Annotated in this window: 18 protein-coding genes; 15 read left to right on the top strand and 3 right to left on the bottom strand. The window is 56.5% G+C overall.

The genetic code is table 11. The annotated features are described in order from the left end of the window. Positions 1-63 precede the first annotated feature (63 nt). Positions 64-1,476 carry a hypothetical protein gene (locus tag NG698_RS18860; protein WP_252611618.1) on the bottom strand — a complete coding sequence of 471 codons (1,413 nt, stop codon included), beginning with the start codon at positions 1,474-1,476 and terminating at the stop codon, positions 64-66. A 624-nt stretch (positions 1,477-2,100) separates the two neighbouring features. Next, positions 2,101-2,703, bottom strand: coding sequence for an acyltransferase (locus NG698_RS18855; protein WP_252611615.1), 603 nt, complete (start codon positions 2,701-2,703; stop codon positions 2,101-2,103). A 597-nt stretch (positions 2,704-3,300) separates the two neighbouring features. Between NG698_RS18855 and NG698_RS18850 the strand changes: the two genes are divergently transcribed. The 15 genes from NG698_RS18850 (at position 3,301) to NG698_RS18780 (ending at position 20,819) form a co-directional block, all read left to right on the top strand. Continuing rightward, positions 3,301-4,833 (top strand): tyrosine-protein kinase domain-containing protein, encoded by a 1,533-nt coding sequence (locus NG698_RS18850; RefSeq protein WP_374210105.1) that lies wholly within the window; start codon positions 3,301-3,303, stop codon positions 4,831-4,833. Positions 4,834-4,907: 74 nt separating this feature from the next. Then, entirely contained in the window at positions 4,908-5,915 is a 1,008-nt protein-coding gene (locus NG698_RS18845) for a glycosyltransferase family protein (protein ID WP_252611605.1), read from the top strand. Next, positions 5,912-7,195 (top strand): lipopolysaccharide biosynthesis protein, encoded by a 1,284-nt coding sequence (locus NG698_RS18840; RefSeq protein WP_256471252.1) that lies wholly within the window; start codon positions 5,912-5,914, stop codon positions 7,193-7,195. The genes NG698_RS18845 and NG698_RS18840 overlap by 4 nt, the downstream gene beginning before the upstream one ends. A 182-nt stretch (positions 7,196-7,377) precedes the next feature. Continuing rightward, the gene (locus tag NG698_RS18835; protein ID WP_252611601.1) at positions 7,378-8,451 is read left to right on the top strand and encodes a glycosyltransferase family 4 protein; all 1,074 of its coding nucleotides are present in this window, start codon (positions 7,378-7,380) and stop codon (positions 8,449-8,451) included. A gap of 20 nt (positions 8,452-8,471) precedes the next feature. Continuing rightward, the gene (locus tag NG698_RS18830) at positions 8,472-9,023 is read left to right on the top strand and encodes a DapH/DapD/GlmU-related protein (protein WP_252611599.1); all 552 of its coding nucleotides are present in this window, start codon (positions 8,472-8,474) and stop codon (positions 9,021-9,023) included. Next, entirely contained in the window at positions 9,020-10,156 is a 1,137-nt protein-coding gene (locus NG698_RS18825) for a glycosyltransferase (RefSeq protein ID WP_252611597.1), read from the top strand. Before NG698_RS18830 ends, NG698_RS18825 begins: the two co-directional genes overlap by 4 nt. Continuing rightward, positions 10,137-11,294 carry a glycosyltransferase gene (locus NG698_RS18820; protein WP_252611595.1) on the top strand — a complete coding sequence of 386 codons (1,158 nt, stop codon included), beginning with the start codon at positions 10,137-10,139 and terminating at the stop codon, positions 11,292-11,294. Before NG698_RS18825 ends, NG698_RS18820 begins: the two co-directional genes overlap by 20 nt. Positions 11,295-11,336: 42 nt before the next feature. Then, positions 11,337-12,578 (top strand): glycosyltransferase, encoded by a 1,242-nt coding sequence (locus NG698_RS18815; RefSeq protein WP_252611593.1) that lies wholly within the window; start codon positions 11,337-11,339, stop codon positions 12,576-12,578. Between the two features lie 45 nt (positions 12,579-12,623). Beyond that, positions 12,624-13,652 (top strand): GDP-mannose 4,6-dehydratase, encoded by a 1,029-nt coding sequence (gmd, locus tag NG698_RS18810; RefSeq protein ID WP_252611591.1) that lies wholly within the window; start codon positions 12,624-12,626, stop codon positions 13,650-13,652. Continuing rightward, positions 13,652-14,626, top strand: a complete 975-nt coding sequence (locus NG698_RS18805) for a GDP-L-fucose synthase family protein (RefSeq protein WP_252611589.1) — start codon at positions 13,652-13,654, stop codon at positions 14,624-14,626. The genes gmd and NG698_RS18805 overlap by 1 nt, the downstream gene beginning before the upstream one ends. A gap of 14 nt (positions 14,627-14,640) precedes the next feature. Continuing rightward, on the top strand, positions 14,641-16,089 hold the full coding sequence (locus NG698_RS18800) for a sugar transferase (protein ID WP_509908527.1): 1,449 nt from the start codon (positions 14,641-14,643) through the stop codon (positions 16,087-16,089). A 50-nt stretch (positions 16,090-16,139) separates the two neighbouring features. After that, positions 16,140-17,453: a UDP-glucose dehydrogenase family protein gene (locus tag NG698_RS18795; protein WP_252611587.1), complete on the top strand. Its 1,314-nt coding sequence runs from the start codon at positions 16,140-16,142 to the stop codon at positions 17,451-17,453. Position 17,454: 1 nt separating this feature from the next. After that, positions 17,455-19,326 carry a DUF4012 domain-containing protein gene (locus tag NG698_RS18790; protein ID WP_252611585.1) on the top strand — a complete coding sequence of 624 codons (1,872 nt, stop codon included), beginning with the start codon at positions 17,455-17,457 and terminating at the stop codon, positions 19,324-19,326. Between the two features lie 180 nt (positions 19,327-19,506). Continuing rightward, positions 19,507-20,121: an LPXTG cell wall anchor domain-containing protein gene (locus NG698_RS18785; protein WP_252611583.1), complete on the top strand. Its 615-nt coding sequence runs from the start codon at positions 19,507-19,509 to the stop codon at positions 20,119-20,121. Between the two features lie 293 nt (positions 20,122-20,414). Next, complete coding sequence (locus tag NG698_RS18780; protein ID WP_252611581.1) at positions 20,415-20,819, top strand: VanZ family protein; 405 nt, start codon at positions 20,415-20,417, stop codon at positions 20,817-20,819. 22 nt (positions 20,820-20,841) lie between these two features. On the opposite strand, the gene galU is transcribed toward NG698_RS18780, so the two are convergent. Then, the gene (gene galU / locus NG698_RS18775) at positions 20,842-21,729 is read right to left on the bottom strand and encodes a UTP--glucose-1-phosphate uridylyltransferase GalU (RefSeq protein ID WP_252611579.1); all 888 of its coding nucleotides are present in this window, start codon (positions 21,727-21,729) and stop codon (positions 20,842-20,844) included. Positions 21,730-21,776: the final 47 nt, after the last annotated feature.

Below are 21,776 nucleotides of genomic sequence, written 5' to 3'. Positions count from 1 at the left end.
TCCAGGGTCTGCCCGGGTTCGCCGGTCACGCACCTGGCAGAGTCAATGAGCTCCCGCCCCAGCTCACCTAGCGGAACGCTGCAAGTGTGAGCTTCGCTGCGCCACGACGGCTGGAGCCTGCCTCTTACAGCGTCCTAGCCAGTGGTGGATCGAGACGAGAACCCGCCGCCCAACCTCGAGGATGAGGAGATAAACCAGGAGTCGAACGGCCGAGCGAAGGTTGTACTGAACCATTTGGAGAGCAAAGAGCCCGGAGAGCCCAAGCAGCAAAGACGCATAGACTTGGGCTCCGTTCACTACATGTCGGCGCACTGCCCTCTCTACCCAGCTCAGTACGAGGCCCATCGCGATTGAGAACAATGCCACAGGCAGCCATCCCACATTGGCTAGCTCCCCGATACCTGCCATGGGGGTGTTGCCGTTGAGGCGAAGTTTGTAGGCGATCTCGTACCATCCGGCGGACTCCCCACTGATTGGGTTCAACGAGACCCACAGGTCAGACACGTCCACCTGGGTGAGGCCGAAGGCTGACGCACCGATGATAGGAAAGGCCACCATGACGTTATTAAGAGTGGCCAGCCACTCCGCATCCGCTGGCGAAAACTGTGCCCACTGCGTTAGATATGGCAGAACGCCGTGATTGAGGGAGCTCCGGAACATCAGCGGGAGGGGAAGTAGTGCTGCTGTGAGTATGGCGCATACGCCTACTGCAAGGCGTGAGACTTTAGAGTTGTTTGCTAGGAACAGACCTACGCCGAACAGAATGGGGATGAGCGCGAACCTCCGAGAGCCGAACGAAAACAGCACAGCCGTATACCCGAGCAGCAGCATGAGCGAGGCGGCACGGGTGCCGCCTCTGCTGGAGCCGAAGAAATACCCCAAGACCACGATCATGGCCGTGGCCAGCGGCGTCCCGATTGCACTGATAACACTTCCCCTATCGGCGAAGAGGTATCTGTCTCTGGCTAGCAGATCAGGAAGACCCGCATTCCAGACGATGACCATCAGCGGGACAGCCGCCCCAAGAACTAGCCATGCGGGCGGCGATGCTGCTTGCCAAGTGAATTTGCGGAACTCGATTCCAGCGGCCTGCCGTGACTGTGTCATCCGCATGGCCATCCCGGCAGTCAGCATGGTGGTTGTAGCGACACCAGAGATGAGCCACAGGGTGGAAACGTTCTGTTCGTCCGAGAGCGCTAGGGCAATGCTTGTTCCGCGCCCGCCCAGGGCTGCTAGGGGTTGGCGGAGCGCATACCCAGCGATACCGATCAGGGTGAAGAAACCGCAGACGATAATCGTTGGTGACAGGTATGTTGCGTTGAAGACCTTCCGGTTCACGAACCAAGCCATCACAGGCATGGCCATCGCCCCGAATATAGCTATGCTGTCCCCCATGCTCATGGCGACCGCGATCAGGACGAACATAGCTACAAACATCAGCGGCAGAACGACCATGTCAGATTGCTTGAAAGTCATCAAAAGCTCCCCTTGCTTTTCGTCCTATCCTCGATAGGTTTTCTCATGCCGTCTACCTGACCAGAACCCTGGGACGAGTCCGCAGATGCAATCATTCAAGCGGCGTGTGCCAGTGGCGACGCAGATAGCATCCACGGCGAACATAACGGGCTTGATCGCCGTTCGATTCATCCGGTCATACTACCGGCACAAACGGGTGGCCTCGGATTGAACTCCAATGAGTCAGGTCGGACCGCGGCGGACGGGGTGGGTGGTGTATGGCGTATATAAGCGGCACCGCATAGCTCATAGACTTCGGCTGCCGCCACCATGTCCTTTTTCTCTAATTCCGCGTTCCGCGAGACGCTGTAAGCGGCCAGTTAAGCTCGCCGGAAGAAGTCTTCCAGCAGCCGCGCGCCAGAGCCGGGGCTTGGTTCTCGATCGGTTCCACAACGACCGTAAGGCCGACCTGCCATAGGCAACATCTGCCGGCCTCGTCGGCGGGAGCCCGCGCTTGAAGCAAGGCGCTATTGCCATGGACTTGGCCGTTTCAGCGCGCGGCTGTTCAGCTATTGAGGTGCGATTGGTCAACCACGTGCGTGCTGGCTCGCCGTTGGACTACATTGCACCGCGGACCCATCGCAGCTAGCCAGTAGGTGCGAGGTTCAGCTTCCGCACGGCGCGGGCTGGGTTTCCTGCCAAAACCGTGCCTGCCTCAAATTCGCCTTTCACTATGGATCCTGCACCAACTACGCAATGGTCGTGAAGGACGGTGCCCTTAAGGATGACCGCCCCGGTTCCAATGAAGACGTTGCGGCCAATCAGGACCATGTCCTTTGGATCCGATGGGGGTGTCGGTTGGTAACGCCTCCACTCGTGATCCACTGGATGGAAATCAGTGTCAGCAATTGTCACGTTTGCACCCAGCATTGTCCCGGCGCCAATCTCCACTCGGTGAGCGGCACAAATAGATCCACCACTGATGCCAACGTCGTCACTGATGATGAGCTGGGCAGTTGGCGACAGTGTCCGGAGCACAACCGGGTGATTGACGCCCAGCGCCGTACGCCTTGAGTCGGAGATCAGCCGGACGCGCGCACCGATAACCAGCTTCGACATCTGCTCGATCTGCACGATGGGCTTTCCAATGATCCGGGCCGTCGGCGCCAACATTGCACCCTGTCCACGCAGGACAAAAGCGTAGTACTCGGACTGAATTCTTTGTTTGATGACGAGCGGCGAGTGCATTCGCCAATTATAAGGTAAATGCTTTGGCACAAAATTCTTGCGGCCAAGCCCCCGCATGACCGGCCGAACAAGCTGGCAATCCAGAGGTGCAAGGTAGCAGTTCTTTTCCGTCGTTTTTGGTGCTGCGTATTGGCGGCCAGCGCGGCAGCCAAGGTCAACGACGCCAACGGCCTGTGGCAGCGATCGTACAGCCAGCGGATTTTCCCTTTGTTCACTAAAAAGCAGATCGAAGAGCAGGATCGGAGCGCCCCGCGCAATGACCCTGTCAGTCGGGACGTAACGCAACTAGACCTGATCAGCACGGGAGCACGGAGAACGCGGGAAGTAGTGACCGCGCTTGCACTTGCTCACACATTTGGGGCGTCCCCACAAGCAAAGCGCCAGCGCTAACAAGCCGGAACGCGACACAACCGTCAGACGCTGACGCCCCGCCCCTTCTCGGTTCTCTTCGACATCTAATGGCATCACTCGAAACGACGGCCATTTTGCAGAGTCGGGTGAGAAGAGTCGGGTGAGAGTAGCATCGGGAGTCCCGGTACAATTGCCAGGACAGCACGAATATTGCCGTTCTGGTGGCGTGCCCCGCGGCAGGTCCCAATGGCCGACTCAGGGGGACCAGGTTTGGACCTACGCGATTATTTGCGCATTCTGCGCAACAATGTAATTTTGATTGTTGCCGCCACGCTAATCGGGCTCCTGGGGGGTGGTGCGGCATCCGTCCTAGTTAAGCCGACATATACATCCGATACACAACTTTTTGTCGCCATTCAGAGTTCAGGTTCAGTAGCGGATCTTCAGCAAGGAAACACCTTTAGCCAAGCGCGGGTGCAGTCGTACGTTAAGACCGTGGCCACTCCGATAGTGCTGCAGCCAGCGATCGATGCTCTAGATCTGAATACGACCGCGGATGAGCTGTCCAAGCACCTCACTGCTACAACGGATCTGAATACAGTCTTGATCAAGATCTCTGTTGCAGATGGATCACCGGTTCGCGCTGCCGCAATTGCCCAAGCGGTAGCGGACAGTCTCATCAAAGTCGTGGACAACCTCGAGAGGCCCAAGACTGGAGGTTCTTCGCCCGTTAGTCTCTCCGTAGTCACTCCAGCCGAGGCACCCTCGGCGCCCTCGGCTCCAAACACCCGTCTAAATCTATTCTTGGGATTCGCCATTGGGTTGGCGTTCGGAATGGGCGCCGCCGTCTTGCGCTCCACGCTTGATAGCCGAATCAGAGGCGAAGCAGATCTCCGACATGTAACCCAGGCGCCGCTTCTAGGCGGTATTTCTTTCGATCAAGACGCCGTTAGGAAACCCCTCCTCACGCAAGCAGGGCCACAAAGCCAGCGGGCGGAAACCTTTAGACAACTTCGCACGAACCTTCAGTTCGCGAACTTTTCGGGCCGGGCTCGGGCAGTGTTGATCACTTCCTCACTTCCAGGTGAGGGGAAGAGCACGACTGCCACCAATTTGGCCATCTCCTTGGCCCAAGCGGGGCACTCCGTCTGCCTAGTCGACGCAGATCTTCGCAGGCCGATGATCGGCGAGTATCTGGGACTGGAAAGAAATGCAGGACTAACTACTGCACTTGTAGGCGTTGCAGACGTCAATGACCTCCTGCAGCCTTGGGGCGACGACAACCTCTACGTATTGACGTCCGGTGAGGTGCCCCCCAATCCCAGCGAGCTGTTGGGCTCAGACGAGATGAAGGACGTTATCTCTCGCTTGGAGTCCGTATTCGATTCGGTAATTATTGATGCACCGCCTTTGTTGCCCGTGACTGATGCTGCCGTCTTGTCGCAACATGTAGGGGGGGTGGTGATCGTTGTCGGGGCGCAGAAATTGAGGCAACAGGAGCTCAAGAAGTCATTGGACGCTTTGGAAATGGTCGGCGCGAATATCCTAGGAATGGTGCTAAACCGCCTCCCGATTAAGGGCCCCGATTCGTATGCCTATAGCTACTACAGCGCTACGGATAAGACTTCAGAATCGGAGATATCAGGGCATGCAATTAATAGGACCATGGCAGGCAGATCTGCCGTGCCCATACGAGATAGTCTCGGGGCAGATGACGTGGCGGCACAACAACAGATTCGGCCGGCATCAACCTTTCCGTCCAAAGGTCCAGGTGTATGAGAGCCGCGAACCCATCTAACGCACGCCGCATTCTCCTCGTGGAGGGGAACGCTGATGGCCATAGGTTGTACTACGTGTCACTGATGGCTGCCGTCGCAGAGCAAGCTGGGAATCGTGTATTTATAGGGACGACGGATGCTGCCCTTTCCAGCCCTGAATGGACTATGCATCTCGGAAACGTCGCTAGTTCAACAGAAGTTGCGATACTCGACGATTTTTCAGTGGAAACAATCGACCGTCTTTCCAGAGAGCTCAGGGTAGACCACGTCGTTGTCCCGGATGGTGATGCTTTCGCATTTGAACTATCGAGGGGGAAAAGCTGGACGACTTCGGCCACGGTGACGGCACTCGTGATGCGAGAAAAGGGCCAGCCGTCCAAGGTTCCCGGGGTTGCATACGCGAAGACTTTGATCAAGGGCGCTCTCTTGCAGTTGGCTAATCTCCGCCCCAGGGTGGAACTTCGTATACTTAAAAGTGCGGCATGGAATGGCTTCTCACTAATGCCGGTGTCGCGGGATCCGGTGAGCCTTACTTTCGATACGCATCGTCCTGGCTCCCGCTTATTGCCGACCGGATGCTTTTGGTTCGGAGTAGTCGGAAGCATCGGCCAGCGAAAGAATCTTCCACTCGTTGCTTCGTCCGTCGCGGCTTTGAATCTTCCGGATGTAGGCCTGGCGGTTGCCGGATGCATCGAGGATGAAGTTCTCCACCAGGCACAACCTTATCTTGAACAGATTCTTCGAAACGGTGGGCGGGTCGAAATTCTAAATCGACTGCTTGCAGATTCCGAGATGGATCAGGTGATAACGGAGCTCGATTGTGTTGTGCTCGCTCATTCAAACGAGGGGCCCAGCGGCGTACTGGGTAAGGCTGTTGCCGCCGGTACTACCGTAGTGGCCGCGGGAGCCTTAACCTTGCGCTCCGACTGCCGTCAGATCGGTTCCAGCGCGGAATGGGTTAGACTAAGCCAGGTCGAATTGACTCAAGCCTTTGTACGGGCGACTCAGAAACCTCATCCCGAACCGGAGTTTTTAGCTTCCCCAACAGATTTTGCTTCGGAGTTGCTAGGCGTTGAAGGATGATTCGCCCAAAGGTGGACGTGCGCCGTAGTATCGGCTTTCAGGCAATAGTACTAGCTGGTAGCACTGGAACCGCTCAGGTGATAATGGCCGTCCTATACATTGTCGCGGCAAGAACGACAAATCCTTCCGAATTTGGACTCGTCGTAACTGCCCTTGCCGTTGGTACGACCGCGGTTGGTTTCCTCGATTTTGGAACAAACTCCTACTGGACGAGAGAACTCGCCGCCGGTCGACTGAGCACTTCCCAACACGGCAAGAGACTCATCTCCAAACTTCTCTATTCTGCGATAGCGCTGAGCCTCTGGTCAGTAGCAACACTAGTTTTGGCCCAGTCCACCAGTCTATGGATGGCAGCCCCCGTTGCGATGTTTCTGCTCCTGAATCAGTCCTTTCAAGTACCGCTTCGTAGCATTGGGCGTGGCGATTTAATAGCAATTGCAGTCCTATTCGAAAAGGCTGTCGCCGGCGGAGTCTTTATCGCGTTGATTACACTTGGCATACCGCCGGTCTCCAGCCTTTGGCTGTCTCTCTCAACGGGCGGCCTTTTTTGTGCGCTGCTTTGCTGGTGGATGACGCCTCCGTCGAGCCGTCCGGCGTTGGCGCTGCTCCGGACGACAAATCCTTGGTCGAAGTCGGGCCATTATGGAATCGCAAACGTGGCGTTGACTGCGCAGTCGCTGGATATCCCGGCATTGTCAATGTTCGGAGGCGCGGCCTCCGCTGGTATCTACGCCGCCGTCAGTCGATGGATACAGCCCATGACGCTGTTGGCCAGCGCCTTTTCATCCGCATCGGCCCCTCATATCGCCAGAGCTCAGAATTCACAGGTAGCGTGGCGCGCCGCTCGAAAGTCCATTTGGCTTCTCTGGCTAGCTATTGGTCTCTGCATTATCATCGCAATATTTGCACCGGCCATCGTCGAGCTATTACTCGGTCCAGGCTATGCAGGTTCTGGACACGTCCTACGAGTACTTGCTCTCTCAACAGTCTTCGCTATCGCAAATCAGCCACTTTTTGTATTTCTTCAAGCACGGGGTTTCGACAAACCAATAGCGGCCATCACATTGTCATCAGTAATAGTGCAGCTCGGCTTGGTTGCCACTCTGTCCGGGAGTCTCCATGAAATGGGCGCGGCTTTGGCCTTCCTTTGCACGCAAGTTTTTCTTCTTACGTCCATGGGCATACTTCTTATTACAAAATTAGGTCAAATGCGCAATGAAATAGATGCAGAACAAGAAACCACGCTAAACAATCGTAGTTCCTATCACAGAGGGAATTAGTAGCCAAAGTGCGTATTTTTCGCCGATTCTCAAAGATCAACTTCATCGCTGGGCAGCGCCATGATTCGCAGCCCCCATCATTTGTCAATTCGGGCTTCATAAAGGAATCGAACCCAAGAGAGTGTGAGGTTCTATGGGTTACAAATCTTGCAGCTCCATATCGCATGCCTGTATGGCGGTCCTTGGCTGAAAATTATAAACTAACTATAGCTGTTTTAGAGTCTAATGAAAGCCTCAAGCACGATTCAGAAGCCAATCGAGGGACGGATTGGCTACACCGAGAAACTGCAGGTGTTCGATTTGAGGAGCTTCCGAGCTGGAAATTTAGTCGCGGAGAATCCCGGTATTATGTCTTAAAAAACGTCGCTTCCCTGCTGTCAGTACGCAAGTATGACCTTGTGCTATTTGGCGGATGGGAATCACCCGCCTACTGGAGTCTCTTAGCCTTCGCTCTTATGTTTCGAGTGCCTAGAGTGGCGTTCTATGAGAGCCCACTGAACACTATGGCGCACACTACTGGTCCGATCGCTTGGATGCGCTCGACATTCTTTCGGTTTATGGATCTTGTTGTGGTCCCAGGAGTAGCCGCTGCCGAGGCAGTACGACACCTAGGTGTCCAACCGGAAAAAGTCATCCAGGGCTTCAACGCCGTTGACGTTACCGAATTCCACAACGTTTCTCCTTCCCATGTGACCGACAACTCAGTGAGTAACGGAATGGGTCATCGCTACCTATATGTTGGCCAGCTAATCCAGCGCAAGCGGACGAAGGCCATCATTGAGGCATTTAACGAAATCGCAACAGCGGAAGACGAATTAACGATCATAGGGTCGGGGCCTCTCCGTGAGGAATTGCTCCTTATGGCGGGATCAAATGAGTCGCAAATAAGATTGCTTGAATACGTCGAGTACAGCGCCCTTCCCCGAGTGATGTCTTTTTATCACACCCTAATTTTAGCGTCGGAGCGTGAGGTTTGGGGACTGGTTGTCAATGAGGCACTAGCTTCCGGAATGCATGCAGTTGTCACTGAAAATTGCGGTGTTCTGCCATCGGTTCAAGGAATGGCAGGTGTTTATGCGGCGCAACTTGGCCTCCAGGATTTGGCTGTTCAGATGAAAAGGTCTGCGACCGACTGGAACGGCAGAATTGAGTCACCAGAAATACTCCAGTTCACCCCAGAACGCTTTGCCGAGGTTTTTGACCGCGCTTTTAAATCTAGTCTTGAGATACGAGGGCACGATAATTCCGATAAATAGGGAAGGAATGATCTACGAACATGGCAACACAATGGCATCTAGCTAGGTTTACTGGCGCTGGTTATGACAAGGGCCGGCCTATTTGGATCCAAGCTCTCTGGTTCGGGGCGTCCGCGCTTTTGATCGAACGCCTCTGGTGTCCATCTCGGGTTCGAGTGGCATTGCTGAGGCTTTTCGGGGCCCAGATTGGCAAAGGGGTCTTGATCCGCCACGGCGTCCGTATTCACCTCCCGTGGAAGTTGACTATTGCAGACGATGTTTGGATCGGCGTTGATGCGTGGCTGCTGAACCTCGAACCAATCACAATCGGATCGAACGTATGCATATCGCAGGGTGCTCTGCTCTGCACAGGTAGCCACAGCTCCGACTCGGAGAGTTTCGAGTTCGACAACGCCCCAATACACGTCGAAGAAGGCGTGTGGATTGCTGCGCGTTCTACAGTACTTCGGGGCGTCACGGTTGGAACCGGTGCCGTGATCGGTGCGACGGCCCTTGTAACCCAAGATGTTCCAGCGGGCGCGAGAGTTCTTGCCCCCAGAGGGTTGACGATAAAAGCAGGAGATGGGCATTGAGAATCATCCAGATCGCGACTCTGGTTACCCCCGACGGAGCGTACGGGGGCCCCGTGCGGGTTGCAGTAAACCAGGCGCGGGCGCTTTTGGCTGCCGGTCACGAAGTCGAACTTGCGGCTGCCGCCCGCGGGTTTGGCAGGACTCTGCCCACCCACTTCGACGGCGTTCCTGTGAGGCTTTTCCGAGCGCGGACCGTTCCGAAGTTGGGCTTCTCGGGAACCTTTTCGCCGGGATTACAGAGATGGCTGAGATCCGCAATTGGCTCTGCCGAAGTTGTGCACATACATATGGGACGAGATATGGTGACCTTGCCCAGCGCTCAGCTAGCGCGCCGTCGTCAAGTGCCTTATGTCTTACAGACCCATGGGATGATCACCCCTTCATCCCATCCGTTTGCCGGACTAGTGGATCGACGCTGGACTGTACCAGCTTTGGAAAACGCAAAAAAGGTACTCTTTCTAACCGCTCAAGAGTCGACAGACCTGAAGTCTGTGGCCCACGTGTCGCCACTACTCGAACCGCTCCGAAACGGCGTCCCCAATTCTGCGTCGTCTTCGGCAAAGAAGACGACAGGACTAGAGGTTCTATTTCTTGCCCGTCTTCACGAGCGAAAACGACCATTAATGTTTGTGGAACTAGCCAAGCGACTCCATCCAATATTTCCCGACGTCAAATTCGTCCTAGCAGGTCCTGATGGCGGCCTAGGAACGGAGATCAAGAAGGCAATTCTTGCGTCCGGAATAAGCAAAGTTCTGAACTGGGAGGGAGCAATCGCACCGGATAGAACGACCGATCGAATCAGCAGATGCGACGTCTACGTCCTGCCTTCGATCAACGAACCATACCCCATGTCCGTGCTCGAGGCTTTGTCCCTGGGTAAGCCAACAGTAATCACCGAGACGTGCGGTCTTGCTGAGGCCATCATCAAAGGGAAAGCAGGTTTCGTTGTGGATGCCACTATCGGTTCATTATTGAAGTCAGTTACGCAGCTCCTGTCCGATGATGTCCTTCGGGAGCAAATGGGTCGAAATGCACGCGATTTGGCTCAGAATGATTTCGGCATGAAACAAATTGTCGAACGCTTGGAGTACATCTACGGGGGTGCATTAGATATTGTCGATCAACGCAGGTGAATCACTTGATTATCGAAAATCGATCCTCATCGTCCAGCCTTACGTCCCCACTTACCGCAAGGCCTTTTTCTCCCAATTGATTGAACAGTTGGCCATGCGAGGTATTAGGTGTCGTATTGCCGCCGCATCTCCTCAGCCTGGACAATTAGAGAGAGGTGATGCTGTCGAAGCAGATTGGATTATTAGCTACTCGCCACGACAGTTGCGCGTCATGGACAAGACGATCGGACTAGGGGGAGCCCGCCGCCTCTGGGCTCAGGAAGATGGCGTCATTGTTGGGCATTTGGGGTCCTCCCTAGATTCATGCAGGGCCATCCTCGACGCAAAGCGAAACCGCCTCAGGGTCGGCCTGTGGGGGCACATCAAGTCGTATGTCAATGACGGCAACCCACTGGATCTGGCCATCGAAAACTGGCAGCTAAGAAATTCCGATCATGTCTTCGCATACACACCGGGAGGTCGCGACCATGCGATCTCCAAAGGCGTCGACGAGTGGCGGGTGACGACGGTAATGAACGCTACCGACACGTCAAGCTTGGTATTGGCGCGAGATTTGGTTTCGACCCAAGAAGTGGGCTCCTTCATGGAAGCTCACAACCTCAAAACTGGGCGAACATTAGGTTACATTGGCGGCCTCGACTCAAGCAAAAGAATTGACTTTCTGGCCGCCACTCTCGACCGCCTCTGGTTATCCGACCCGGACATAAGAGTCGTGATCGGTGGCAGGGGTAGCGACGCACACTTATTGGACGCAGCACGCTCCCGGGGACAAGTTGCCATGCTGGGTTACGTTTCTGCGGACGAACAGGCTTTGATCGCCCGAGCGGCCTCTGCCCTGGTGATGCCAGGACGAATCGGTCTTGTGGCGGTAGATGCTCTGGTTCTCGGAATACCCATTCTCACAACGGATTGGCCGTATCACGCGCCCGAGTATGAGTACCTGGCTGATTCCAAGTCCCGCTTTACGTCGTCCGATGATGTAGAATCATACGCTTCATTAATCCGGCGCTTTTTGAGTTACGAAATAGATAGTCAAGGCTCGCTAGGGCCTGGACTATGGAGCTTTCCTACTATAGATGCAATGGTGGAAAATTTTCAGTCGGGAATTCTCCGCATGTTGGCTCCCGAAGAAGATTGAGTTTTTCCTTCCAACCGAAATCAACCTGAGGTTATCTTTGCAATGACCAAGAAGCTTAGAATCACAATATTGGGTATCAATTATTCTCCTGAAACAACCGGGAACGCCCCTTATACGTCCAGCTTGGCCGAAGGACTTTCCAAAGCCGGACACTCCGTCCACGTTGTAGCCGGCTATCCACACTATCCAGAGTGGAACCTTCGCGACGGCTACTCCGGCTGGAGACGTGAGGAAGTGATCAACGGCGTAACAGTAACGCGGCTTCGACACTATATACCTCGAAATCCTTCAGCACTCGCTCGCATTCATATGGAACTTAGCTTCGGGTTTCGCCTGATTTTTACTCGCTGGCACAAGCCTGACGTTGTTCTCGTCGTCAGCCCTGCGCTATTTTCCTGTGCGCTTGCGCTATTGCGCATTCGTCTCCGGCCCCACCGTCCCGCCGTGGGAATCTGGATACAGGATCTATATAGCCGAGGTGTCGTGGAAACGCGTGCTGGCGGCGGCAAGCTGGGCCGCTTGGCTAGTAAACTCGAGTCAAGAATCCTCCGCTCCACGGATGGAGTTGCGGCAATACACGACCGCTTCAAGCAGCACATGGTGACATCGCTAGACATGCCAGAAGACCGAGTGAAGGTTATTCGTAACTGGACTCACTTGCCTGCATCACCGGTCTCAGGCATTGCCGAGATGCGAAACAGGCTTGGGTGGGCTCCAAACGAGGTTGTTGTGCTGCACGCCGGAAACATGGGCAAGAAACAAGGCTTGGAGAACGTCATCGAAGCTGCCCGAATTGCCGAATCCCGACAGAGCGCCGTGCGTTTCGTCCTTATGGGTGACGGCAACCAACGGCAGCACCTGGAGGCCAAAGCAATAGGTGTTTCCCGAATATGCTTCGTAAGCTCACTCCCTGAATCTGACTTCCAGCTCGCTCTCGCTGCAGCTGACGTCCTTTTGGTCAACGAGTTACCGGGGGTCAAGGACATGGCCGTCCCGAGCAAATTGACCTCATACTTCAACGCCGGGGTGCCAGTTATAGCAGCCACCGACGAAGGCAGTGTCACTGCCTTCGAAATCGAAAATTCTGGAGGAGGCGTGAGGGTGGACGCAGCGGACCCAGCTGCCATCGTAGAGACAGCAGAGACCCTCTCTAAGGAACCTTCGCTACGAGCGCGCTTGGCAGGGAATGCGCTTCGGTTCCGGCACGAAAAATTGTCGGAGGCAGTCGCAGTTGCCCACTATGATGATTTCATCACGAGTCTGGCATCGTCGCGCGGCCGATAGGCCGAGCGACACTTTTTTGCCTAGCAACTATTTACTGGGGGTAACATGACCAAGCGCGCATTGATAACCGGGATCACAGGCCAAGACGGTTCCTACCTGGCGGAACTTTTGCTTTCCAAGGGATATGAGGTGCATGGGCTCATTCGCCGGGCTTCAACTTTCAATACGGCACGGGTTGATCACCTGTATGTCGACCCGCACGATCCGAAAGCAAAGCTCTTTCTCCACTACGGCGACTTGAGCGACGGGGCGCGTTTGGTGACGCTTTTGGCAGAGATAAAACCAGACGAAGTTTACAACCTGGCGGCGCAGTCTCACGTCCGCGTTTCTTTTGATGAACCCGAGCACACCGCCGATACGACGGGTGTGGGCACTATTCGGCTTTTGGAAGCTGTCCGCATGTCCGGCATCGAGACGAAGTTTTACCAGGCGTCATCCTCTGAAATGTTCGGCGCTACGCCTCCCCCACAAAATGAGGAGACGCCGTTTTATCCGCGGTCACCTTACGGTGCCGCCAAGGTGTACAGCTACTGGATTACTAAGAACTACCGCGAGGCTTACGGAATGTTTGCCGTCAACGGCATCCTCTTCAACCACGAGTCACCTCGCCGCGGCGAAACATTTGTAACTAGGAAGATCACACGTGCTGTAGCCGCTATCAAAGCCGGCAAGCAGGACCTGCTGTACATGGGCAACCTAGATGCTGTTCGCGACTGGGGATATGCAGCCGAGTACGTCGAAGGCATGTGGCGAATGCTCCAGGCTGACGAGCCTGATGACTTTGTACTTGCAACCGGCGGCAACTATACAGTCCGAGATTTCCTCCAGATTTCGTTTGAGCACGCAGGCCTGAACTGGGAGAACCACGTCAGGTTCGACGAACGTTACCTTCGGCCCACGGAAGTCGACGCCCTTGTTGGAGACGCATCGAAAGCACAGGAAAAGCTTGGGTGGAAGGCTTCTGTTCATACTCCGGAATTGGCCCGCATCATGGTGGACGCTGACATCGAAGCCCTTAAGCATGCAGGAAACCACTGGATCGACACAGTCGAGCTCGAAAGCTGGCAGAAGTAGTGTCTGAAGACGTCGCCTTCGCGCCAAATCCACTTGACCGCTCTTCGACTTTCTACGTTGCTGGTCACCGTGGACTTGTCGGCTCAGCTATTTGGCGGAATTTGGAGGCCGAAGGATTCACAAATCTTATTGGGCGCACATCTTTCGACCTCGACCTCAAGGATCGCGACGCGGTTTTTGCTTTCTTCGCAAAGTCGAAACCCCGCTATGTCGTGCTCGCTGCGGCTAAGGTTGGGGGAATTCTTGCAAACAGCACTTATCCAGTTGATTTCCTCAGCGACAACCTCAGGATCCAAGTCAACGTTCTCGATGCAGCGCGCGAACACGGTGTGGAGCGTCTCCTATTCCTGGGGTCGTCGTGCATCTATCCGAAATTCGCCGAGCAGCCTATACGGGAAGACTCGCTGCTCACAGGGCATCTGGAACCAACCAACGATGCGTATGCAATTGCCAAGATCGCCGGAATTATGCAGATCCAAGCAATTCGGCGTCAATATGGACTTCCTTGGATCTCTGCCATGCCGACGAATTTGTACGGCCCTGGCGACAATTTCTCGCCGACGGGTTCCCACGTCTTGCCTGCCCTTATACGGCGCTATGACGAAGCCGCGAAATCCGGAGCCCACGTGGTCACGAACTGGGGGACAGGATCACCGCGGAGGGAATTCCTGCATGTAGACGACATGGCGGCTGCATGCCTGCACCTGCTGGAGAACTATGACGGGCCTTCACAAGTTAATGTGGGAACAGGCAACGATGTAACTATCCGTGAGCTTGCCTCGCTAGTGGCATCGGCCGTCGGCTACCAAGGCGAAATCGCTTGGGACACCACCAAGCCTGACGGCACCCCAAGGAAGCTACTCGATGTTTCCAAACTGACCGAGGCCGGATGGTCTGCGTCAATCGGACTCGAAGACGGAGTCCGAAGTACAGTCGAATGGTTCAGAGAAAATTCTCTCTCTGTTCGCAGCTAGAGAGTAATAGCGAGATGGGGAACTCGGTGAATGAGGACGCCAACTGGCGCAGGCGTTCTTCGCGGCGTTTACGGATAGTCGATGCCTTCGTGGTCACTTGGGCAGTCGTGGGTGCGTTCCTTATCCGCTTCGGCCTGGACCCGGAATTCAATTCCGTAGGTCAAGACGTACCTTACGTTTGGTTTTCAGTAGTCCTCGCTACCGCGTGGTGGTTAATGCTGGGAGCTTGGAACAGTCGCCAGAGCCGCATCCTCGGGTCCGGACCGGACGAATACAAGCGCGTGGCCGCAGCCTCCCTGTGGTTGTTTGGAATCGTGGCCATAGTCTCCTATGTCTTCCGAATTGACACTGCACGTGGGTACGTGGGGTTGGCGCTTCCCGTCGGACTCCTAGGACTCTTGCTTGGTCGATGGCTGATCAGGCAACACCTCAGCATCAAGCGCGGGCAAGGTCGGAGTATGTCTCGGCTTCTCTTGCTCGGAGGTCCCGGTGCCGTTGCACACTTGGCCGCGTCTTTGCACGGAGCGAAGCACGCCGGCTACCTTCCCGTCGCTGCATACATTCCTGGACAGGAAGCAGGCACTGGGGTAGAGCCCAACTCGGGACTAAAGATCGTGGGACACAAACCCGATCCGCAATCCATAGTCAACGCCTTGGAGGCATGTGGCGCCGATGCGGTAGCAATATCCGCCGGTGTTCAATTGCACCCTCAAACGCTGCGTCACTTAGGCTGGGAGCTGGCGGCTCGGAACATCGGCCTAATAATGGCGCCCGCGCTCACAGACATTGCTGGGCCTCGGATACACACACAGCAGGTCGCAGGTTTACCTCTGATCCATGTCACGACGCCGACACTTGAAGCAGGCCAACGTGTCGCCAAGCGGCTATTTGATCTCTTCGCGGCAGGCTTTCTGCTCCTGCTGGCATCACCCGCAATGATCCTCGTAGCCGCCATGATAAAGCTCGATAGTGCGGGGCCCGTCTTTTTCCGTCAGGAACGAGTTGGAATGGAGGGGAACCATTTTTATATGCTGAAGTTCCGTTCCATGGCCGTCGACGCCGAAGCCCGTCTTGCCGAACTGGCCCGGCAGAACGAAGGCAGTGGTCCGCTCTTTAAGATGAAGAACGACCCACGTGTGACCCGCATAGGCGGGGTCCTGAGGCGATTCAGCGTCGATGAATTGCCTCAACTGTTTAACGTCCTCAGTGGATCAATGAGTCTAGTTGGCCCACGTCCTCCTCTTCCGAAAGAAGTCGAGGCCTATGAAAGCGACGTACGGCGTCGCCTCCTAGTCAAGCCAGGGCTCACAGGCCTGTGGCAGGTCAGCGGGCGATCGAATCTGTCCTGGCAGGACTCAGTCCGCCTGGACTTGTACTACGTAGAAAACTGGTCATTAGCCGGCGACCTGGTCATCATCCTACGGACCGTTCGCGCTGTCTTCGGCAGCACAGGCGCCTATTAATCTCGCTGATCGACACGAACAGCTGACCCCTTGGGGAAGGAATCATCACAATGCGGATATCTGTAATCGGCTGCGGCTATCTGGGCGCTGTTCATGCTGCATGCATGGCGAAGTTGGGCCACGAAGTGGTCGGTATTGACGTGGACGCCCGGAAGATCGAGGAACTGTCCGCAGCGCGTGCTCCGTTTTACGAGCCCGGACTCGACGTTCTCCTTAAGGAGGTCCAAGAAACAGGGCGGCTGTCCTTCACCACGGATGTCTCCGCTGCTGAGGGGAGCGCGGTCCACTTCATCTGTGTGGGCACACCCCAAAAGAAGGGCGAGAACGGCGCTGATCTTACGTATGTAGATGCTGCCACAACAGGCCTCCTTCCGTACCTGTCCGCAGGAGATGTCGTAGTTGGAAAGTCCACAGTGCCGGTGGGTACGGCATCTCGGCTAGCAGTCCTAGTTCAGGCAGAACAGCCAGACGCGCATTTGGTTTGGAATCCTGAATTCCTCCGTGAGGGGCACGCCGTTGACGATACGCTCCGCCCGGACCGCTTCGTGTACGGAGTCAGCGATGGTTCTGAGGAGCATCCTGCTGTATCCGTCCTGGACGAGGTCTACTCGACTCCCCTCGCAGCGGGCACAGCCCGAATTGTCGCCGACCATCCGACCGCGGAACTAGTTAAGGCGGCTGCAAACTCGTTCCTTGCTACCAAAATTTCCTTCATCAACGCGATGGCTGAAGTCTGCGAAGCAACGGGCGCGGACGTTACCCAACTCGCTGATGCCATTGGCATGGACGATCGTATCGGTAGGAAGTTCCTCAACGCGGGCATCGGTTTTGGCGGAGGCTGCCTGCCCAAGGACATCCGTGGTTTCATGGCGCGAGCGGGAGAACTGGGAGCGGATCAGGCACTCACATTCCTTCGCGAGGTCGATGCAATCAATATGCGAAGGAGAACTCGTGTTGTGGAACTTGCACGCGACTTGTGTGGCGGTTCCCTGCTGGGCAAACGAGTGACGGTGCTAGGCGCTGCATTCAAACCCGAGAGTGATGATGTTCGGGATTCCCCGGCCCTGAGCATCGCGGCTCAGCTTCAATTGCAGGGGGCGGTTGTGACAGTGACAGACCCCAAAGCCCTTTCAAACGCTGCGCGTAGATTCCCTGAACTGCAATACGAAGTGGATACGTCAGCTGCCGTGCTAAAGGCGGATGCTCTCCTTTTACTTACAGAGTGGCAGGAATACCGCGATCTGGACCCCTATGACTTAGGTAGCGCCGTTTCTTCACGTCGTATCCTCGACGGACGTAATGTCCTAGACCCCGCCAAATGGCGTGCAGCAGGGTGGATCTACCGAGGCCTGGGACGGCCCTGACGTGACGGATATTCAAGAAAACAGAGGCAACGTTCGGTCCAATGCGGCGCAGGGCGTTTCGAAGTACCGCAAAGCGAGTCGCCGCCGGCCTGTCCTCCTTACGCTGTTTGCCCTTGGAGCCCTAATATTCCTAGCAGCGGCCGGGACAGCTTGGCTGGCGAGCAAAGCTGCGGCAATAAATTCTGAACTCGATGCGGCGAATCTCTTGATTGGGACGCTGAAACAAGACATCACGAGCGACAACGCTAGTGGCGCTTCTGGGACAGTTCAACAACTTCGCGCCCACACCAGTGCAGCGAAAGAAGCCGCCAATGATCCTCTGTGGACCTTGGCGTCAAGCCTGCCCGGGTTTGGTGCGAACTTCAGCGCCGTAGCGGAGGTATCACGCTCAGCGGACGACGTAGTCGGCCTCGGCCTCGAACCACTCGTTGAGGTCTACGGCTCTCTTGATTGGGAAGCACTGCTCCCTGGCAATTCACGCACCGATCTGGCACCACTGGAGGCGGCCTCGCCAAGTATCTCGGCAGCTGCGCATGCTGTTCGGCTGTCAGCGGATAGGCTCAATCAGATTGATGCCAGCAGGCTGTACCCTCAAGTGGCGGACCCGTTGACTCGCGCAAGAGACCAGTTGAACGAAGTAACTGGAGCCCTCGATGCGGCCGCTAACGCGTCGAACATTGCGCCGGGCATGCTCGGTGCAGAGGGTCCACGCAATTACCTCCTCATCATCCAAAACAATGCCGAGTCTCGAGCTTCCGGCGGCATACCTGGTGCACTCGCTGTCCTGAGTCTCGACAAGGGAAAGCTGACGCTCGGGGCTCAGAGCAGCGCCGGCGCAGTGGGGGTGATGTCGCCGATCGTGCCGATTGACCTGGAGCAGCAACGTATCTACTCCACGCGCGTCGGCAAGTTCATGCAGGACGTGAACCTGACACCCGACTTTCCAACGGCAGCCAGCACGGCTCAGACTATGTGGGAGAGGAAGACCGGTCAGCGTGTTGACGGCGTAATTTCCATCGACCCCGTCGCACTGAGCTACATTCTGGATGCCACAGGCCCCGTGAACATCAGGCGGCCCGAACTGGTGGCCCTGGCAGCCGTGGGCTTGCCAACAGAGTTGACCGGCAAGAATGTCGTCCAAACTTTGCTCTCTGACGTTTACGCCAAAATCGAGCAGCCGAGCCTCCAAGATGCATACTTCGCCGGCGTGGCACAAGAGATTTTTACAGCATTGGCCGACGGCAAAGGAAACTCAAAGGGCCTAATCGATGGGCTAACGCTCGGGACGGCCGAGGGCCGTGTATTGGTCTGGTCTGGGTCGCCCGCCGAACAATCCGTCATAGCAAAGTACGCCCTGAGCGGTTCCATTTCTGGACCCAGCGTTTCCCCCGCCCAGTTCGGTGTTTACTTCAACGACGGCACTGGCGCGAAGATGGACTACTACGTCAAGCGGACAGTCCAACTAATAAAGGAATGTTCCAAGGACGGTTACGAGCAAACAACCGTGCGCATCACGAGTACCAACTCCGTCCCGGCCAATTCGGTCACCTCACTCCCGGCCTACGTAACCGGTGACGGCATCTTCGGAGTACCCCCGGGTTCTGTCCAAACGAATATTGCGGCCTATGGGCCGGTTCAAGCCAACGCAGAGACGGCGAAATTGGACGGAGAGCGGACCGACTTTGCTCCGTTCGTTCACAGCAGCAGGCCTGTGGGTCTTTTGGCTATCAGACTAGCGCCGGGCGAAAGCAAAACAGTGGAGTTCACTTTCGGGAAGATTGTGCAACATACGGAACCTAACGTCGTTGTCACTCCGACTGTCCAGGCGGTCAATGATGTGATCTTGCCCACAAAAATTCCTACATGTGAGTAAGCGTTATAGACAGCGCGTTAACACTGTGTAAACCGACTGGATTGAGATTGCTGGCTGCTCGATATGAATGGTAAAGTCGTTGTGGGATATCTATCCGGGATTTCTGCACTGGTCTCGTGCGGAGAGGAAACCTCCTCAATTCGGGTACATCAAAACTTAAACGTCTCCGGGGGGACAATAATGAAAAAAACGCTCGCAGTACTCGCACTTGCAGGATCACTCGCGCTCGTCGGCACTGCGCCGGCCATCGCTGCCAACTACCCGCCCATCCCGCCGCAGGCAGCCGTTTCTGACGGCACGGTTGGCCCCGGGGAACAGTTTGTCTTCCGTGGCCGCGGACCCTTTGCTGGTGAGTCACTCACCATCCAGGTAACTCCAGGCAACCCGCCCGCCGCTTCCGGCGCCGCAGTCGGCAACCGTTCCATTAGCACCCGAATCAATGTTGTTGTCGAGGCTCAGACCTTGGCTGCTCAGGCAGACGCTGACGGAAACTTCTCCGTGCCGATCACCATCGCAGAAGCCGGCACCTACCTCATCACTGCAACGGGTAACAGCACCGGCAACACTGTCGGTCCTGTGACTGTTGTCGTGGATCCAGCATTCGCTAGCAACGGTGCGCCGCTGTCCAACACCGGCGGTGGCGCTGCACTCGCAAACACCGGAACTGGCCTGGCCAACACGGGCGCTGACTCTGGCCTGATCCTCTGGACCCTGGTTGGAGCTGGTGCACTTGCAGCCGGCGCAGCCTCCGTTGTTGTAGTACGCCGCCGCGCCAAGACCGAGGCAGCAGCGTAACGGCAGCACCCACAAGCACCAAAGAGGGTGGGTGGTTCTCCGTTTCCCGGAGAACCACCCACCCGCCTCATTTAAGCATGTGGTATTTATTAGAGCTATGGGGAGACATTGGCGCAGAACACCGTGGCAGTTCGACTTCTCCGTTCCCCTCCCCCGCCCGCAGGCGCTCCCCTACCTACTCGTGGGAGTGCTGGCCATAGCCGCGCTGGGAACGGCCGTTCTGGCCCTGCTGAGAACCGCCTGAGTGCCCCTTGAAACGCCCAGGCAACCCGAAGATCTGGCGCACTGTCCTGGTGGCCCTGCTCGTGCCGCTGGCACTGATCGCCTTCTGGCCCAGCCCTGTCGATCAACCCGTGCAGGGCCAGCTCGCCAGCGTCCTGAAATTCCTCCACACCCACGGAATTCCCGTCTGGTTCAATTACCAATTCGTCGAAGCGTCCGCAAATGTGGCGCTCTTCATTCCGCTCGGCACGGTGGCCGCCCTGGCGTATCCGAAAAAACACCCCTGGCAGATCGGAATTTTCGGGTTGACAGTCTCGGGCTGCATGGAACTGGGCCAGTTGCTGTATCTTCACAATCGGTTCGCGAGCCCGCAGGATCTTGTCACAAACACCGGAGGGGCTGTCATTGGCGCCCTACTGGCCGCTGCGGCCCTAAAACGCCTACAGGCCCGCCGCTGGTCAGCGGCAGGCCTGTAGAGCGTCACAGAAGCATCAGCAGCTAGCCAACGAAGGCCTTCAGCCAGGTCTTCAATTCCTCGCCAAACTCCACACGCTCGGAAGCCAGGGTGATGACGGCCTTGAGGTAGCTCAGCTTGTCGCCGGTATCGTAACGGCGGCCCTTGAACACCACGCCGTACACGCCCGAGCCCTCACCCTCGCCGGCCGCCATAGTCTGGAGCGCATCGGTCAGCTGGATCTCCCCGCCGCGACCCGGCTCCGTGTTCTCCAGGACGCCGAACACCGACGGGTGCAGCACGTACCGGCCGATGACTGCCAGGTTGGACGGAGCCTCGCCCGCAGCAGGCTTCTCCACCAAGTTGTTGACGCGAACAAAGTCCTCGCCCTCAATGGCCGTGATGTCCGCACAGCCATACGCGCTGATCTCCGAGGGGTCCACCTCGATCAGCGCGATGACCGAACCCCCGGTCTTCTGCTGCACGTCCATCATGGTGGTGAGCAGGGTCTCGGCCTCGTCGATGAGGTCGTCACCCAGCAACACGGCGAAGGGCTCGTTGCCCACATGCTGGCTAGCGCACAGGACAGCGTGGCCCAGGCCCTTGGGCTCGCCCTGGCGGACGTAGTGGATAGGACCCAGCTCGGACGCCTGCTGCACCAGGTCCAGGCGGCCTTGATCGCCCTTCAGCTCCAGCGCGCGCTCCAGGCCCGGCTCGCGGTCAAAGTGGTCCTCAAGGGAGCGCTTGTTGCGCCCCGTGATCATCAGGAGGTCGGTAAGGCCGGCGTTGACCGCTTCCTCGACGACGTACTGGATGGCCGGCCGGTCGACGACCGGCAGCATTTCCTTCGGCATTGCCTTAGTGGCGGGAAGGAAGCGAGTCCCCAGGCCGGCAGCAGGAATGACGGCTTTAGTAATTTTCCCCATTGTCATAGGTGAACCTTACAAATCGATTGCCAAAACAAGCAATTGGTTTCGCG

Origin of the sequence: Pseudarthrobacter raffinosi (assembly GCF_023913735.1) — a bacterium.
Lineage (GTDB): Bacteria > Actinomycetota > Actinomycetes > Actinomycetales > Micrococcaceae > Arthrobacter > Arthrobacter raffinosi.
Note: the sequence above shows the minus strand (reverse complement) of the source record. Positions and strands in the feature narration are given on the sequence as shown.

Coding starts and splice junctions, on each gene's coding strand:
- NG698_RS18860 (WP_252611618.1), bottom strand. CDS start 1,476: ATGACTTTCAAGCAATCTGACATGGTCGTTCTGCCGCTGATGTTTGTA.
- NG698_RS18855 (WP_252611615.1), bottom strand. CDS start 2,703: ATGCACTCGCCGCTCGTCATCAAACAAAGAATTCAGTCCGAGTACTAC.
- NG698_RS18850 (WP_374210105.1), top strand. CDS start 3,301: ATGGCCGACTCAGGGGGACCAGGTTTGGACCTACGCGATTATTTGCGC.
- NG698_RS18840 (WP_256471252.1), top strand. CDS start 5,912: ATGATTCGCCCAAAGGTGGACGTGCGCCGTAGTATCGGCTTTCAGGCA.
- NG698_RS18830 (WP_252611599.1), top strand. CDS start 8,472: ATGGCAACACAATGGCATCTAGCTAGGTTTACTGGCGCTGGTTATGAC.
- NG698_RS18815 (WP_252611593.1), top strand. CDS start 11,337: ATGACCAAGAAGCTTAGAATCACAATATTGGGTATCAATTATTCTCCT.
- gmd (WP_252611591.1), top strand. CDS start 12,624: ATGACCAAGCGCGCATTGATAACCGGGATCACAGGCCAAGACGGTTCC.
- NG698_RS18800 (WP_509908527.1), top strand. CDS start 14,641: ATGGGGAACTCGGTGAATGAGGACGCCAACTGGCGCAGGCGTTCTTCG.
- NG698_RS18795 (WP_252611587.1), top strand. CDS start 16,140: ATGCGGATATCTGTAATCGGCTGCGGCTATCTGGGCGCTGTTCATGCT.
- NG698_RS18785 (WP_252611583.1), top strand. CDS start 19,507: ATGAAAAAAACGCTCGCAGTACTCGCACTTGCAGGATCACTCGCGCTC.
- galU (WP_252611579.1), bottom strand. CDS start 21,729: ATGACAATGGGGAAAATTACTAAAGCCGTCATTCCTGCTGCCGGCCTG.